This is a genomic window from Terriglobia bacterium (assembly GCA_020072785.1).
Taxonomy (GTDB): domain Bacteria; phylum Acidobacteriota; class Terriglobia; order Acidiferrales; family UBA7541; genus Acidiferrum.
This window is the reverse complement of the sequence record JAIQGG010000002.1, coordinates 896,220-910,853: the sequence shown is the minus strand read 5'-3', so window position 1 is coordinate 910,853 and position 14,634 is coordinate 896,220. Positions and strand designations below refer to the sequence as shown.

Here is a 14,634-nt window from a genome sequence, read left to right as displayed (position 1 = left end):
CGCCCCGTTTTCCCGCACTGTCCCCGCAGGAGGAGTACAACCATGAAACAAGCTACTAAGTTGTGTGCTGTGCTGTGCCTGCTTACCGCGGTCATCCTACTCCCTGTTGCTGCTTCGGTCAACCACATTTCCAGTAACCCAGCCATCCACGCGAACCCGCAATCCGCGGACGGCTCCCCGCTGCCCCCGTTCCCGCACGCCAAGCCCAGCTTGACCATCTTGAGTGCGGACGGCTCCCCGCTGCCCCCGTTCCCGCACGCCAAGCCCGGAAGCCATCAGGCCGGGGCGTAGAACCGCAGTTTCCTGCGGAGGCTCGACCAGCACTGGCCGAGCCTCCCGGAGCCTGCGTGCTCCAGGGTAGCGGCCAGGTTCGTTCATTTACTGCCCCATAACGCTATGCTACGATTTGGGCATGGTAGCAGAGCTTACAATCCTCCAGAACCCACTCTGGGCGTTGTGTCAGGCGGGGTTGCTTGTGCTACTCGTTTTCCTTGTCCGGTACCAGAATTATTCTCGTTACCCGCATTTCACCGCGTATATCCTGCTGAACCTCGGACAGGCCGTTGTCCTTCTGTTGACTTATCGTTCATGGGGTTTTTTGACCGTGGCATCCTTTCAGATCGCTTGGATCACCCAGGGCCTGACTCTAATCGCGCGGGCGCTGGCGATCGCAGAGCTGTGCAGGCGAATCCTGGGCGGCTATCGTGGTGTCTGGGCGCTCGCCTGGCGGATGCTCGCCGTGTGCGCTGCAGTTATCGTCAGCTATTCTTTTCTTGTCGCCAACTGGCGCTGGGAAGTAGCGATCTTCGCGGCGGACCGCGGCCTGGAACTGGCCATCGCCAGCTTGATTGTTTTATTGTTTGTTTTTATGCGCTATTACGGAATGGCGGTGGCAGGGCCGGATCGCGCACTCGCCGTTGGCTTCTGCATTTATTCGTGTGCGATCGTGCTCAATAACACGTTTCTCATGAAATACCTTTTCGCCTACAGCGCGCTCTGGAATTTGGTTATGTTGTTTGCATTTCTGGTCAGCCTTGCCATTTGGATTGCTGCGCTCCGGTTCCCCGTGCCCATCACCATCAAACAGCCGGCGCTGATGGACGGCGTGCTTTACCGGCAACTCTCTCCGGAGATCAATCTCCGTCTGCGCGTGCTCAACGAGCAGCTTCTCTCGATCTGGAAGCCGGAGGCGCCGCACTCATGACCTGGACATTCCTCAGCTTCGTGCTGCTCGTCGCTGCCCTGTTGGCGCTCCTGGGCTGGTCTCTGCGGCAATCCCGCGGGCAGCCCCATCCCTCTGTGCAACTGTCCCTCGGCGCGGACTCTTTGCTGCACCACGCCGTTCATTTTCCCCAGATCCGGCAAGCGCTGTCCCCGGCCGACTGGGCTTTTCTTGCGGCCCGAGGCACCGCCAAACTGGCACGGCGTGCCACCGCGGACCGCCGCCGCGCAGCCATAGAATACCTGGACGCCCTGCACCGGGACCTGCGCGGCCTGCTCTGGCTGGCGCGCGTCTTGGCCGCGCTCTCCCCGGAAGTCGCGGCGCGCCAGGAAGCCGAGCGCCTGTGGCTGGCGGTATGTTTCGAATGCCGCTATCAGATGGTTCGGGGAATGTTCCTGCTGGGGCTTAGGCCACAGTGGCAGCTGCAGCGAGTGACGGAGATGGTCGGAGCACTTTCCGCCCGGCTAGATGCGGCCATGGCGGAAATGGGAGAGCGCGCCTTGCAGGCGCTGGAACCGGCTTCAGGGGACGAGCGGCGCGGCATGAATCTGGTTTAGCACTTCCTCCACAGCTGCAATCAACTCCGTAGCCTTAAACGGCTTCTGCAGGATGCGCATGCCCTGCACTTCCCGCTGGTGGCCATTCCCGGCCGCCGGCGCAGCCGAGCGCATTACCACCAGATGTTTTGCCAGTCCCGGCCGTTTCGCCGCCAGCCATCGAAAGAAGCCCGTGGCGTCGTGCTCGCCCGAAAAATGCGCGTCTACCAGCACCAGGTCGAACTCCTTCCTGGTGAGGAGCTCCAGAGCGCGCTCCGCGGTTTGCGCCGTCAGCACTTGATGCTCGCGTCGGCGCAGTGTTTCGCCCACCGCTTCCAGCACGGACTCATCGCCATCCACCAGCAGGATCCGACCCTCTTTCGCGGCTGCCGCCGGCCGTACCGCCGGCTTTTCCACCTTCTCTGCCGCCAGGAATGGCAGTTCAATGGTGAACGCGGCCCCGAGTGGCGGCGCGTTGCGCACGCGGATGGCACCGCCGTGTTCGCTCACAATCCCGTAACAGATGCTCAAACCCAGCCCGGTTCCCTTGCCCACCGGCTTGGTCGTATAGAAGGGATCGAATACTTTCGAAGGATCCTGCACGCCCGGACCGCTGTCGGCGATCTCCACGACCAGCCCTGCGGCTTCGCTCCGCGTGCGCACCCAGATGTCCCCTTCTTTCCCTTGCTCCAGAATCGCGTCTACCGCGTTGTTCACCAGGTTCAGGAAGACCTGCTGTAACTGGTGGGGGTCTGCCGCGGTAACCGGCAGATCCGGCGCCAGTTCCAGGTGCAGGCGGATGTTGTTCACCCGCAGATCGTAATCCCGCAGAGCCACGGTATCTTCGATCACCTGGTTCAGCCGCACCGGAACCCGTTCCGGCTTGTGTTGCCGCGCAAAACTCAGCAGGTTCTGCACGATGCGATGGGTGCGCTGTGCTTGCTTGTAGAGCTTCTCGGCGTACTCCACGGCCTGAGTTCCCGGCTGCCCGCTGGAGCTCAACAGCTGGCTGTAGCCGAGGATGGCCGTCAGGGGATTGTTCAGTTCGTGCGCCACCCCGGAGATCAGCTGTCCCACCGCGGCCATCTTCTCGTTGTGCAGCAGCTGTTCCTGCGCGCGCCGTAGATCGTCGTAGGCCTGCCTCGTTTCTTCGAACAGCAGCGACTTCTCGACGGCGCTGGCCAGCTGGCCTCCCAGGGCCACCAACAAATTGATGTCCGCCGGAGAAAACTCCCGCGGTGTTCGGCTGCCCACGAAAAGACCCCCGATGACCCGGTCTTTCGACCACAGCACCAGGATATAGGCGCTGACAATCTCTTCTTTGCTCTCGATCTCCCGGAACACCTGCGGCAGGGGCAGCCCCTGCATCGAGAGGAAGGTGGCCCGCACGGCCCGGATGTGCTCCAACAGGTTCGCCTGAATCGGAACCGGCTGGACATGCCTCGCGAATTCGCTGCGATGTCCCACCCCCGCGATCCGCCGCAGCTTCGTCCGCGTCTCGTCCAGCAGGTACAGGGACGACACGTCCAGATGAAACAGTTCCAGGAGCTGGCCCAGAGTCCGGTGTGCGGAATCGCCAAGATCCAGCGACTCGTTGAGGGTCTGCCCGATGGAATTGAGCACCATCAGCTCCCGGTTGCGCCGGCGGACCTCCTGCTCGGCACGTTTGCGTTCCGTGATGTCCAGCAGGAAGCCCTGGTACGCCGTCACATTCCCCGCGCTGTCCCGCACGGCGGTGGACGATTCGACAACCGTGCGCACTTCGCCGTCCTTGCGCCGCATTTCAAATTCGAAATCGGCCACGCTCCCGTGGTCCTGGAGCAGCCTGCGCAGCCGCTCGCGGTCCGCGATATTCACGTACAGCGAGGGAATCTCCGCCCGCAGCAGCTCTTCCCGGCTCTCATGTCCGGTCATCCGCAGAAATGCATCATTGAAATCCAGGAATTTCCCCTGGGGCGTCGAGATAAACACGCCCTCCTGCACGCTAGAAATTAGCGACCGGTATTTCTCTTCCGCGCGTTTGCGGGCGCTGATATCCCGCAGGATGTGCACCGTTCCCAGCGGCTTGCCATCGGGATCGGCATAGGTGGAGTTGGAGGCCAGGAAGTACCCGCGCAGCCACGGGTCGGGATCATCCCCTTCTCCGGCGACCCCTTCGCAATACGGGCAATCCTGAAAATTCGCGTTGCGCCGCTGAAAAATCTCACCGATCGTGCGGCCGTTCAAGGCCGCCTCGTCCCGGCCCAGATGATGTGCCAGCCGGCGATTGAAGCGCACCACGCGGAACCCCCGGTCGTGCACGAAAACGGGGTCACCGATGGAATCGAACGTGTTGGCCCACTGCTGCTGGATCCTAGCCACCTGCTCGAAGAGGTTCACGTTCTGCAGCGTCAGGCCCAGCAGATTCGCCGCGTTGGCCATGAAAGCGACTTCGTCTTCCTGAAATTTCATCGGCCGAAACGATCCGACGGCTACGATTCCCAGCGGCCCTTCTTTCCCGGGCAGCGGCACGCTGGCCATCTGCGTAGTGCCGCTCTCGAGCATGCGTTCGCGTGTCAGATCGTCCGTCGAATCATCGGGGGCCTGCAGCACAAATCGATCGTTGAGCACCATGCGGGTCCACGGCCGCAGGATGGAGATCCGCCCATATTTCTGGTGATAGGAGGGATCGAAGCCCACGGAACTCCGCGTCACGAGTTCCGCCGCATCTCCCTCTCCTTCCAGGATACGTATCACCCCGTGCGTCACCCCGAGGCTCTCCACCAGATTGTTCAGAACCTTGTTCAGCACCTCCTGCACGGAGAGTGTCTGTGTGCTCGCGGTCGTCAGCAGCGTCAGCCGGCGCAGCTTGTCATTCAGGTCTTCGGTCCGCGTCCGCGCTTCTTCCAGCACCAGAACCGCCATCGCCGTTCCCAGCGCCACCGACAGCAGGTGGTCAAACGCCAGACGCAGAAGAAAGATGGGGTGATCGGGCCACAGGGGGCGGTCCAGAGAGTGCAACCCGCTTAGCAAAAAGGCTGCCGCCAGCAGCGCAACTCCGATTTTCTTCGAGGAGAGCGCATGCCGCCACAGCAGGAAACTTGCGCAGAGAAAAACTGTCACCTGCAGCCACGCCGTCTCCCAGCGCATCTGACCGAATCCCGCGGGCGTCGCGCACTCCAGATAAAACACGCTGGCGAAGAGCAGCCCGGCGAGCGGGAACAGCTGCCAGAGAAACCGCGCGCTGGTCGCTGTGTATTGCACCACCGCGGCCAGAAAGAGCAGGACGGCGGCCAGCTCCCCGGCCAGATGGATCAGCCGCAGCAGCGGCAGAGCGGACACCTGCAATACGGATAACAGCTCCGCGAAGCTGGCGATCGTAAGACACGCCCAGCCCGCCACCCACGTCTGGAAATAGCTCGACCGGTGATTGCGCCGCAAAAGCACAAAGAGCACGAGCAGAACGAGGAAGGCGGTGACCTCGAAGAACGCGAATCCGAGCAGGTCTTGGCTGTGCCAGACGATGATGGGCCTCCGAGTGGAAACACCCTATACAGGCGGGCTGCCGCCGTGGTTCCTGCAATTTCCCACAACCAGCCGGAATGAATGCCCGTGCTTGACCGTAACACGCTATTTTCTAACTGAGCAAGACCACGCATACAATCGTGTGCTGTCCCATATAATGGCTGCCGGGAGTCCTTGACCGTGGAAACCGAAAAAATCCTGATCGTGGACGACGAAGAACCGATCCGCGAAGTCGTCTCCACAATGCTGGAGGCCCAGGGCTTCCAGTGCGCGACCGCAAACAATGGGCGAGTGGCCCAGGAGATGATCCCGAAATTTGCTCCCGACCTGGTCTTGAGTGACATGATCATGCCGGAGATGGACGGCATCCGCCTGCTCGAATGGCTGCGCCAGCATGACCCGGATGTACCGGTGATCATGGTCACCGCCATGCATGACATCACCACGGCTCTGGAAGCCATTCGCCGCGGTGCCTACGACTACATCCTCAAGCCCTTCGAGAAGGACCAGCTTTTCCTCGGTGTGCGCCGCGCCCTGCAGCACCGCCACCTGGTCCTCGAAAACCGTAATTATCAACGCAACCTCGAAGAACTCGTCGAGGAGCGCACCGCGCAGCTCTCCGGCACTCTCACCCAGCTCGAGCAGTCCTACGACGACACCTTGGAAGCCCTGGGCAGCGCACTCGACCTCCGCGACGCGGAAACCGAAGGCCACTGCCAGCGCGTCACCGCCTTTACCATCTATATCGCCAAGGCCATGCAGCTTTCGCCCGAATCTCTTCCCGTCCTGGCGCGTGCCGCCTTTCTCCACGACATCGGCAAGATGGCCATCCCCGATGGCGTCCTGCGCAAGCCGGGCCCGCTCGATGATGCCGAGAAGCAGATCATGCGCACGCATTGCGATATCGGCTACAACATGCTCACGCGCATTCCCTTTCTGCGCGATGCCGCGGAAATCGTCCTGGCGCACCAGGAGTTCTTCGACGGCACGGGCTATCCGCGCGGCCTGAAGGGCGAAGAGATTCCCCTCGGGGCGCGCATTTTCGCCATCGCCGATGCTATGGATGCCATGATCTCCGACCGCCCTTATCGCAAAGCCCTGACCCTTACCCACGCCCGCGACGAGATCCTGCGCTGCTCTGGCACGCAATTTGATCCCCAGGTCGTCGAGGTCTTCCATGCCATTCCGGAGACCGACTGGGCCGAGTTACGCCGCAATCTGGAATCGCCCTTCCGCCTGGCGCACATCCACGATCTGTAACTATCGCCTCGAGTGTGACCGCCAAGCGGTCAACCCGTGGCTCTTGCGCCTGCCTGCCGGGGCGCGTACACTCTCGCCGCGGAGAGAATTCATGGCGCTCGTGCCCATCAAGACTGCTTCGGAAACCGGCTACTGCGACTGCATCTGCGGCTGCTACGAACTGGCCAGCCTGCGCGATGAAGACACCGGCAAAGGCTTCTGCCCGCGCTGCGGAAAGGAGCACCTCGAACTCAATGCCGGCGCGGGAATTCCCCAGCCGGCGCCGGTGAAACTCACGGCCCACGCCACCGGCAACGCCCTCCAGACTCCGGTTCCCGCCCCCGCCGATCCTCCGGGCCGCTTGCGCTAGTTTCCCGCGAAGCCGGGCGCAAACCCGGGCTGCCGCATGAGGTTCCGTTCCCGGCTTGGCTTGGCGTATACTCATTGGGGTTTGCAAATTCACCGCGCAGGGGGTTTCATGGATCGCAGACGTTTGGCGGCTTCTTTCCTCGCCACGGCCCTCATTGCTGGCCTGGCCCCACGGCTTCCGGCCGGCCAAAAAACCGAGATTGCCCACACCCAGTTGAAGGTCGGAGAGACCGCGCCCGATTTCACGCTCCTCGACAATAAGTGGAAGCCCGTGCACCTCGGCGACTTCCGCGGCAAGAAAAATGTTGTGCTGGCCTTTTACGTCCTGGCCTTCACTGAGGGTTGAACGAAGGAACTGCAAGCCTATCAGGCTGATAGGCAGAAGCTGGACGCGACGGATACCGTCGTTCTGGGCATCAGCATCGACAGCCCCGCCGCCAACAACGCCTTTGCCGAAAAACTCGGCGTCACCTTTCCCCTGCTGAGCGACATGAACCGCAAGGTCCTCAAGCAGTACGGCATCCTCCAGATAAACAAGGTCGAAAAAGAAGAGTACGAGTGGGCGCAGCGCACCACCTTCGTCGTGGATAAACAGGGAGTGATCCAGCACATCGAGGAAGGCTCCGGCGCCATCAATCCCAACAATGCCATCGCCGTCTGCACCAAGTTGCCGAAGAAATAAACGCGTGACCGCCGCGCCGCGCCGCTCGGACGCCCGATGACCAACAAGCTCCGGGCGGAGGCGGCCTTGCAGCCCATACCGCAGATCGATCTGCACGCCCAGTACGCGGCGATCGGAGAAGAGGTACGCGCCGCGATCGACGGCGTGCTCACCGCGCAGCAGTTCGTTCTGGGCAGCCACGGCGAGGCGCTGGGCGCAGAGATCGCGCGCCTCTGCAACGCGGCCCACGGCGTCGGCGTCGGCTCCGGCACCGATGCCCTGATTCTCGCGCTGCGCGCCTGCGGCGTGGGCCCGGGCGACGAAGTCCTCCTCCCGCCCTTCACCTTTGTGGCCACCGGCAGCGCCGTCAGCGCCCTGGGCGCCCGCCCGGCCTTCGCGGACATCGATCCCGCCACCTTTAACATCGATCCGCGCGAGCTCGAAAAACGCCTCACCCCGCGCACCCGAGCTATCGTCGTCGTGCACCTCTACGGCTTGCCCGCGGACATGGACCCCATCCTGGCCTTTGCCCGCGCCCGCAATCTTCCCGTGGTCGAAGACAACGCCCAGGCCATCGGCGCGTCCTACCAGGGCCGCCCCACGGGCTCGCTCGGAGACGCCGCCGGCATCAGCTTTTATCCCACCAAGAATCTCGGCGCCTGCGGCGATGCCGGCATGGTGGTCACCAATTCCGCCCAGCTCGCCGAGCACGTGCGCATCCTGCGCAATCACGGGCAAACCGGAAAATACGTGAGCCGCGAGCCGGGCTGGAACAGCCGCCTCGACGAACTGCAGGCCGCCATCCTGCGCGTCAAATTGAAGCACCTGCCCGCCTGGCAGCGCGCCCGCCAGCAGCACGCCGCCGAATACTCGGCTCTGCTCGAAAAAATACCCGGCGTCGTCACTCCCAAAATCCCCGCCGGCTACGACCACGTCTTCCACCAGTACACGATCCGCGTAGCGAACCGCGATCGGGTGCAACAGTTCCTCGCCCAGCGTAAAATCGGCAGCAGCGTCTACTACCCCATCCCCTTGCACCTGCAGCCCCTTTACGCCTCCGCCGGACACAAGCCGGGTGACTTCCCGCACACCGAACGCGCCTGCCAGGAAGTCCTCTCCCTCCCCATGTACCCCGAGCTCCGCCCCGAACAGATCCGCCGCGTCGCTGACGCCCTCGCCGAAGCCCTCACCCAGTAACAAACAGCGTATGAAGATGACGAGCACAGGTTGGAACTTGTGCTCTGGCGGGTAGCACAGATTTCAGTCTGTGCTCTTGGGTTTCGTCTTTGCTTCACTCCCAGCGGGCATCGAGCGATTCCTACACTGCTGGCGCCTTGTACGCGCGCGACGGGTTACTTCACGAAATAGAGGAGGGCCAGGAGGTAGACCCACAAGCCGTCCATGAAGTGCCAGTAGATGGCGGCAACGTTGGCGGCGACAGCGCGGGAAACCCCTTCCCCGCGCTCGAAGTCGTGCACCCCGACGTAGGCCAGGGCGACGATCCCGCCGAGCAGGTGCAGGGCGTGCGCGGCGGTCAGGATGTAAAAGAAACTGCTGGCGGTATTGCTGGTCAGATAGGCTCCGGCGGCGACAAGCTGGCGCCAGGCCAGCAACTGGCCGGCCAAGAAGAGCAGGCCGAAGCCGGTGGTGACCCGCCACAGGGTGCGGAAGGCGGAGCGATCGCTGCGGGCCAGGCTGCGGCGTGCCAGCTCGATGGTCAGGCTGCTGGCCAAGAGAACAACCGTGTTCACCCACAGGATGGGCGGAATTGTCACCTGCTGCCAGAGGCTGTTGACGCCCTTGAGCACGACGTAAGCGCTGGTCAGGGCCATGAAGAACATAACGATGGCCGCGAGGGCGATGGAGATTCCGGTGTAATAGCGGCTGGGCGAAGGAGTGCCGGGCTGGGGGCTGCGGCCGCCATCGTCGCCACCACCGCTGGCGGGAGGCACACTGCCGCCGCCGCGCTCCACGATGAGTTCAATGTGGTGTTCGATCTTCGTCCCTGCCATCGGCCTTCGCTGGAAAAACAAGATGCCGGCCTGAAGGCCGGCGCTACAGAATCAGATCCATATCGGTTCTCGCAGGAATTCTCAGGAAACTGCGCTGCGCAGGCAGAATTGTACTATGCCCCAGCGCGGGCACGCAGCAGCAATTCTGCGGCGCGAGGAGGTCTCGCGGCTTGTGGGGCGCGGAAGCGCCTGCGTTACGGCGTTATCGCCTTGAGCGTTCTTTCGCAATCTGCGCGCATCTTTTTCGCGCGGGCTTCCAGGTCTTTGTCGGGCTTGGCAGCGAGCAGCTTCAAGGTAACGTCCAGGTTGGCGCGCACCACTTCGTTGACGGTGCGCAGGTGATCGAGTTCATCGAGGCCGCGGCGGTCGAAAATCCCGCCGATGCGCAGGAAGGCGGCGCTGGATTCGATCAGGTACACGCGGGGATCGAGATCCACCTTACCCTTGCTGAAGAGATCCTTGCCCTTGTTGAGATCCTCGCCGGCGCCCACCAACGCGGTCAAAGTGCGCGCCAGGGCGTTGCGCTCCATCTGGAGTTCGGCGCCTTGCCGCTCGGCATCCCCCACCCAGTGGCCGTTCTTGATCTTGCCCAGCGCAGGATCGGCGGCGCCGGTGAATCCTGGAAAGCTGAGTTCCAGGGAGATCGGGACGTCACCCAGCTTGCTGCGCTGGTCCATCACCGATTGCATGGCGTCCATCAGGTAGGAGCGCGCTTTGCTGTAGTAGTCGGCGCGCATTGTGTTGAAGGCACCGTATTGGGCCTGTGCCGCCGGCTCCTTGCGGCCCAGGTTATAGGCCTCGGCCAGCTGCCTGCTGCTCTCGGCCAGCGCGGTCACCACCGCCGTGCGCAACACCGCGGATTGCTGGACGAGCGCCGGTTCACCCCCTACTTTGACGGAGCGCTCGAGATTTTTCAGGGCGGCGTTGAAATCGGAGGCGCCGAGGTTGCTTCGCGCGTCCGTCAGATACTGGGTGGCCGAGGGCGGAGGCGGCCCGCTCCCACAACTCAACAGAAACCAGCAGCTTGCGATTCCCAGGGAGGCAATGAAGCGGGTGGACATCGCTATACTCCTGCGCGAAAAAAAGCGCACTTCACGGATAGGAGCTCACTGAGGCGCATACTAGTCCCGGGATGAAAGCAGAGTCAATCAAAACAAAGGGGAATGCCAGGGCGGAGAGGAGCGACGCAGAGAACCGTTGACCGCTCTGCGGTCACACTTGAAATGGTAAGTGAAAAAATCCTGAGCGTCGGGGCACTCTTTCCGACGAGGAAAGGTTGGTGCGGAAGGGGGGATTCGAACCCCCACGCCTTGCGGCGCCACCCCCTCAAGATGGTGCGTCTGCCAGTTCCGCCACTTCCGCACGGGAGTGAATGTTGCAATTGTAGCCGCGGGCAACTGCGCCCGCAAGCAGGGGAAGGCCTAACTTGTTAGGGTTTCTTGCCTGCCGGCTGCGGCTGCTGTGCCGGAGCCATGGGTGCTGGGGACACCGGGGCCGCCGGCTGCGGCGCAGGTCCCGAGGAACTCGGCGCAGGCTTGGCGACCTTTTCGAGGATCGAGCTGCCCGTGGCCGCCGCCTTATCCTGGCGCAGCACCAAAGCCAGCGCGCAGAACATGAACATGATGGCACACCAGGTGGTGGCGCGCGAGAGCACGTTGGCCGCACCGCGCGGCCCAAAGGCCGTCTGGCTGCCGGCGCCGCCGAAGGCTCCCGCGAGGTCCGCCGCCTTGCCGCTCTGCAGCAGCACGACGATGATCAGCACCAGACAATTCATCACGAAGAAACTGGTCAGCAGCCAGCCGGCCCACTTCCAGCCAACCACGATGACCGCCAGGCCCGATAGCACTGCAATGGCCCATTTCACTGCACTCGGCATTTCCGATTCTCCCATTGAAGAAAAACGTTTTTCAAAAAGTAGCGGGGCAGATCCGCCGCCACAAACCTTCATATGCGTGACCGCGAAGCGGTCAACAAAAATTCACGATGGCCGCAAACGATTTGGCGTCGAGGCTCGCTCCGCCCACCAAGGCCCCATCTAACTCTTCCTGCGCCATCAATCCCTTGATGTTGTCGGGCTTGACGCTGCCGCCGTAGAGAATGCGCAGAGTGGAAGCGGCTCCCGCGGAAAACTGCCCGGCCGCGCATTGCCGCAGAAATTGATGCGCTGCGGCAGCGATTTCCGGCGTCGCCGTGCGGCCCGTACCAATCGCCCACACTGGCTCGTACGCTACCAGAATACGGGAGAACTCCTCCGCGGTCAACGAACCCGGCCCGCCGCGGAACTGCCGCCCCAGGACCTCCTCGGTTTTGCCCGCTTCGCGGTCGGCCAGCAGTTCCCCGACGCAGACGATGGGCGCAAGCCCCGCGGCCAGCGCGGCCCTGCTCTTCTTCGCGACGCTCTCCTCGGTTTCGCCGAAGTACTGGCGGCGCTCGGAGTGGCCAATGATGACATAGCGGCAGCCCGCTTCAGCGAGCATCCCGGCGGAAACCTCGCCGGTGTACGCCCCTTCCTTCTCCCAGAAGACGTTCTGCCCGGCGATGCCCACGGCGGTGCCCCGGGCGGCGGCGACCGCCGCGGCGAGGGCCGTGTACGGCGGAGCAACAACGATATCGCAGTGCGTGGACTGCGCCACCAGCGGCGCCAATCCGGCGAAGAAGGCGCGCGTCTCGGCTTGTGTCTTGTACATCTTCCAGTTGCCGGCAATCACTCTGCGTCTCATATGCTGGTCAGCGCCTCCACGCCGGGGAGCTTGCGCCCGCCGAGGAATTCCAGCGAGGCGCCGCCGCCGGTGGAAATATGTGAAATCTTGTCCGCAACGCCGGACTGGTGCACAGCGGCCACCGAATCGCCGCCGCCGACAATCGATATGGCGCCGGCGGTCGTGGCCGCGGCGACGGCCTTGGCCACTTCCAGCGTGCCCTTGGCGAATGCGAGCATTTCGAAGACGCCCATGGGGCCGTTCCAGACGATGGTTTTGGCTTTGACGATCTCCGCGGCGTAGGCCGCGATGCTCCTCGGGCCGATGTCCAGGCCCATCTGATCGGCGGGTGTCTCCGCCACGCCGCAAATTCTGGCCGAGGCGCCGGCCTTGAACTCCTGGGCCACGACGTGGTCCGCGGGGAGGAGCAGGTTGAACTTGCGCTGTTTGGCTTCCGCGAGCAGGCGCGCCGCGAGATCGAGCTTGTCCTCTTCGACGAGCGACTTGCCCACCGGCAGGCCCTGGGCTTTCAGGAAAGTGTAGGCCATGGCCCCGCCGATGAGCATGGTGTCGGCAATCTTCATCAGGTTTTCGATCACTTCGATCTTGTCGGAGACTTTGGCCCCGCCGAGGATGGCCACGAAGGGCCGCGCGGGATTGGTCAGCGCCTTGCCCAGATACTCGAGTTCCTTCTGCATCAGCTTGCCCGCGGCAGCCTGCTTCACAAAGCGCGTAATGCCCACCACCGAGGCGTGGGCGCGGTGCGCCGAGCCGAAGGCGTCGCAGACAAACAGGCCGTCGCAGAGCGCGGCGAGCTGCTTCGAGAAACCTTCGTCGTTTTTCTCTTCCTGGGGATGGAAGCGCACGTTTTCGAGAACTAGGATGCCGCCGTCGGCCAGGGATCTGCTCTTCGCTACCGCGTCCGCGCCCACACAGTCGTTGGCAAACTGCACGGGTTTGCCAAGGAGCTCTTCGAGCTTTTTTGCAGCGGGCAACAGCGAATACTTGGGATCGGGGCCGCCCTTGGGCCGGCCGAGGTGCGAGGCCAGAACCAGCCGTCCGCCCATCTGCATGGCCAGGCGCAGGGTCGGCAGAGTCTCGCGGATGCGCGTGTCGTCGGTGATCACGCCATTCTTGAGCGGCACATTGAAATCCACGCGAATGAAGACGCGCTTCCCGCGCAGGTCGAGATCGTCGATCGTCAGCTTGTTCATGGGATTTGCCAAAAAAGAAGGGGCGGGCTCCGGCCCGCCCCAGCAATTAGAATTTCGCGGCCATGAATTTGACCAAATCGCGGCAGCGGCAGGAGTAGCCCCACTCGTTGTCGTACCAGGCAAGGACCTTTACGCAGCGGTCGCTCACCACCTTGGTATAGCCGGCATCCACGATGGAGGAGTGCGAATTGCCCTTGAAGTCGGCGGAGACGAGCTCTTCTTCAGTGTAATCGAGGATGCCCTTCATTGCGCCGCTGGCCGCGGCCTTCAGGGCGGCGTTCACGCTCTGGACGCTGGCGGACCTTTCCGTGAACACGGTCACGTCCACGACGCTGACGTTGGGCGTGGGCACGCGCATGGCATAGCCGTCGAGCTTGCCCTTCAGCTCGGGGATCACCAGGTGCAGGGCCTTGGCCGCTCCGGTCGAGCTGGGAATCATGTTCAAGGCCGCGGCGCGCGCCCGGCGCAGGTCCTTGTGCGGCAGATCGAGCAGGCGCTGGTCGTTGGTGTAGGAATGGATGGTGGTCATGGTGCCGCTGACAATCCCGAAGGTCTCCTGCAGGACCTTGGCCACGGGAGCAAGGCAATTGGTGGTGCACGAGGCGTTGGAAACTACGTGGTGCTTTGCCGGGTCATAGGTCTTATCGTTCACGCCGAGAACCACGGTGTGGTCCGGGCCGTCGGCGGGAGCGGAGATGATGACCTTCTTCACCGGGCCGCGCAGATGCTTTCTGGCGTCCACGCCCTTGGTGAACAGGCCGGTGGATTCGACGACGATCCCGGCGCCGACCGAGGCCCAGTCAATCTCGGCGGGATCCTTTACCTTGAAGACTCTGAAGCTGCGGCCCTCAACGGCGATGGAGTCTTCGGTGTGGGTCACGGTATGCGGCAGGTTGCCGAGGATGGAGTCGTACTTGAGCAGGTGCGCAAGCGTCGCGGCGTCGGTGATGTCGTTGACGGCGACCACCTGAATGTCCTTGTCGTCCAGCGTCGTGCGCATGATGTTGCGTCCGATGCGGCCGAAGCCATTGATGCCGACCTTGATGGGCATGAATCCTCCATTGCGGGTGTGATGGCGGAGAGCGAAGGGCGGGCCCGCCGCAGTGCAGATTCCATCATGCTAGGAGGCCTATAAAGAAATGTCAACGCGGGGAAGCATGCGCCCGCCCCAACGGCGG

General features: G+C 63.0%; 15 protein-coding genes and 1 tRNA gene. 8 read left to right on the top strand and 8 right to left on the bottom strand.

The features are described from left to right. The first annotated feature begins 42 nt into the window (after positions 1-42). The 3 genes from LAN61_07170 (at position 43) to LAN61_07160 (ending at position 1,779) form a co-directional block, all read left to right on the top strand. Positions 43-291, top strand: a complete 249-nt coding sequence (locus LAN61_07170) for a hypothetical protein (protein MBZ5540286.1) — start codon at positions 43-45, stop codon at positions 289-291. Positions 292-475: 184 nt separating this feature from the next. Further along, entirely contained in the window at positions 476-1,204 is a 729-nt protein-coding gene (locus LAN61_07165) for a hypothetical protein (GenBank protein MBZ5540285.1), read from the top strand. Further along, positions 1,201-1,779, top strand: coding sequence for a hypothetical protein (locus tag LAN61_07160; protein MBZ5540284.1), 579 nt, complete (start codon positions 1,201-1,203; stop codon positions 1,777-1,779). Before LAN61_07165 ends, LAN61_07160 begins: the two co-directional genes overlap by 4 nt. On the opposite strand, the gene LAN61_07155 is transcribed toward LAN61_07160, so the two are convergent. Then, positions 1,744-5,193 carry a PAS domain S-box protein gene (locus tag LAN61_07155; GenBank protein ID MBZ5540283.1) on the bottom strand — a complete coding sequence of 1,150 codons (3,450 nt, stop codon included), beginning with the start codon at positions 5,191-5,193 and terminating at the stop codon, positions 1,744-1,746. The genes LAN61_07160 and LAN61_07155 overlap by 36 nt on opposite strands. Positions 5,194-5,442: 249 nt before the next feature. Between LAN61_07155 and LAN61_07150 the strand changes: the two genes are divergently transcribed. The 5 genes from LAN61_07150 (at position 5,443) to LAN61_07130 (ending at position 8,728) form a co-directional block, all read left to right on the top strand. Then, positions 5,443-6,522 (top strand): response regulator, encoded by a 1,080-nt coding sequence (locus LAN61_07150; GenBank protein ID MBZ5540282.1) that lies wholly within the window; start codon positions 5,443-5,445, stop codon positions 6,520-6,522. Between the two features lie 91 nt (positions 6,523-6,613). After that, entirely contained in the window at positions 6,614-6,871 is a 258-nt protein-coding gene (locus tag LAN61_07145; GenBank protein MBZ5540281.1) for a hypothetical protein, read from the top strand. 108 nt (positions 6,872-6,979) lie between these two features. Beyond that, positions 6,980-7,216 (top strand): redoxin domain-containing protein, encoded by a 237-nt coding sequence (locus LAN61_07140; protein MBZ5540280.1) that lies wholly within the window; start codon positions 6,980-6,982, stop codon positions 7,214-7,216. Between the two features lie 9 nt (positions 7,217-7,225). Beyond that, positions 7,226-7,552: a redoxin domain-containing protein gene (locus LAN61_07135; protein MBZ5540279.1), complete on the top strand. Its 327-nt coding sequence runs from the start codon at positions 7,226-7,228 to the stop codon at positions 7,550-7,552. 36 nt (positions 7,553-7,588) lie between these two features. Next, positions 7,589-8,728 (top strand): DegT/DnrJ/EryC1/StrS family aminotransferase, encoded by a 1,140-nt coding sequence (locus tag LAN61_07130; GenBank protein MBZ5540278.1) that lies wholly within the window; start codon positions 7,589-7,591, stop codon positions 8,726-8,728. Between the two features lie 155 nt (positions 8,729-8,883). Here the strand turns inward: LAN61_07130 and LAN61_07125 are convergent, their stop codons facing one another. From LAN61_07125 to gap, 7 genes are all read right to left on the bottom strand, one after another. Beyond that, positions 8,884-9,543, bottom strand: coding sequence for a cytochrome c oxidase subunit 3 (locus LAN61_07125; protein MBZ5540277.1), 660 nt, complete (start codon positions 9,541-9,543; stop codon positions 8,884-8,886). A gap of 194 nt (positions 9,544-9,737) precedes the next feature. Then, positions 9,738-10,604 (bottom strand): hypothetical protein, encoded by an 867-nt coding sequence (locus LAN61_07120; GenBank protein MBZ5540276.1) that lies wholly within the window; start codon positions 10,602-10,604, stop codon positions 9,738-9,740. Positions 10,605-10,820: 216 nt separating this feature from the next. Beyond that, positions 10,821-10,905 (bottom strand) — tRNA-Leu (locus LAN61_07115). 67 nt (positions 10,906-10,972) lie between these two features. Further along, the gene (gene secG / locus LAN61_07110; GenBank protein MBZ5540275.1) at positions 10,973-11,419 is read right to left on the bottom strand and encodes a preprotein translocase subunit SecG; all 447 of its coding nucleotides are present in this window, start codon (positions 11,417-11,419) and stop codon (positions 10,973-10,975) included. Positions 11,420-11,510: 91 nt separating this feature from the next. Further along, positions 11,511-12,263 carry a triose-phosphate isomerase gene (gene tpiA / locus LAN61_07105; protein ID MBZ5540274.1) on the bottom strand — a complete coding sequence of 251 codons (753 nt, stop codon included), beginning with the start codon at positions 12,261-12,263 and terminating at the stop codon, positions 11,511-11,513. Then, complete coding sequence (locus LAN61_07100) at positions 12,260-13,456, bottom strand: phosphoglycerate kinase (GenBank protein ID MBZ5540273.1); 1,197 nt, start codon at positions 13,454-13,456, stop codon at positions 12,260-12,262. The genes tpiA and LAN61_07100 overlap by 4 nt, the downstream gene beginning before the upstream one ends. 46 nt (positions 13,457-13,502) lie before the next feature. Then, complete coding sequence (gap, locus tag LAN61_07095) at positions 13,503-14,507, bottom strand: type I glyceraldehyde-3-phosphate dehydrogenase (GenBank protein MBZ5540272.1); 1,005 nt, start codon at positions 14,505-14,507, stop codon at positions 13,503-13,505. Positions 14,508-14,634: the final 127 nt, after the last annotated feature.

Coding starts and splice junctions, on each gene's coding strand:
- LAN61_07170 (MBZ5540286.1), top strand. CDS start 43: ATGAAACAAGCTACTAAGTTGTGTGCTGTGCTGTGCCTGCTTACCGCG.
- LAN61_07120 (MBZ5540276.1), bottom strand. CDS start 10,604: ATGTCCACCCGCTTCATTGCCTCCCTGGGAATCGCAAGCTGCTGGTTT.
- LAN61_07160 (MBZ5540284.1), top strand. CDS start 1,201: ATGACCTGGACATTCCTCAGCTTCGTGCTGCTCGTCGCTGCCCTGTTG.
- LAN61_07130 (MBZ5540278.1), top strand. CDS start 7,589: ATGACCAACAAGCTCCGGGCGGAGGCGGCCTTGCAGCCCATACCGCAG.
- tpiA (MBZ5540274.1), bottom strand. CDS start 12,263: ATGAGACGCAGAGTGATTGCCGGCAACTGGAAGATGTACAAGACACAA.
- gap (MBZ5540272.1), bottom strand. CDS start 14,507: ATGCCCATCAAGGTCGGCATCAATGGCTTCGGCCGCATCGGACGCAAC.
- LAN61_07125 (MBZ5540277.1), bottom strand. CDS start 9,543: ATGGCAGGGACGAAGATCGAACACCACATTGAACTCATCGTGGAGCGC.
- LAN61_07145 (MBZ5540281.1), top strand. CDS start 6,614: ATGGCGCTCGTGCCCATCAAGACTGCTTCGGAAACCGGCTACTGCGAC.
- secG (MBZ5540275.1), bottom strand. CDS start 11,419: ATGCCGAGTGCAGTGAAATGGGCCATTGCAGTGCTATCGGGCCTGGCG.
- LAN61_07140 (MBZ5540280.1), top strand. CDS start 6,980: ATGGATCGCAGACGTTTGGCGGCTTCTTTCCTCGCCACGGCCCTCATT.
- LAN61_07100 (MBZ5540273.1), bottom strand. CDS start 13,456: ATGAACAAGCTGACGATCGACGATCTCGACCTGCGCGGGAAGCGCGTC.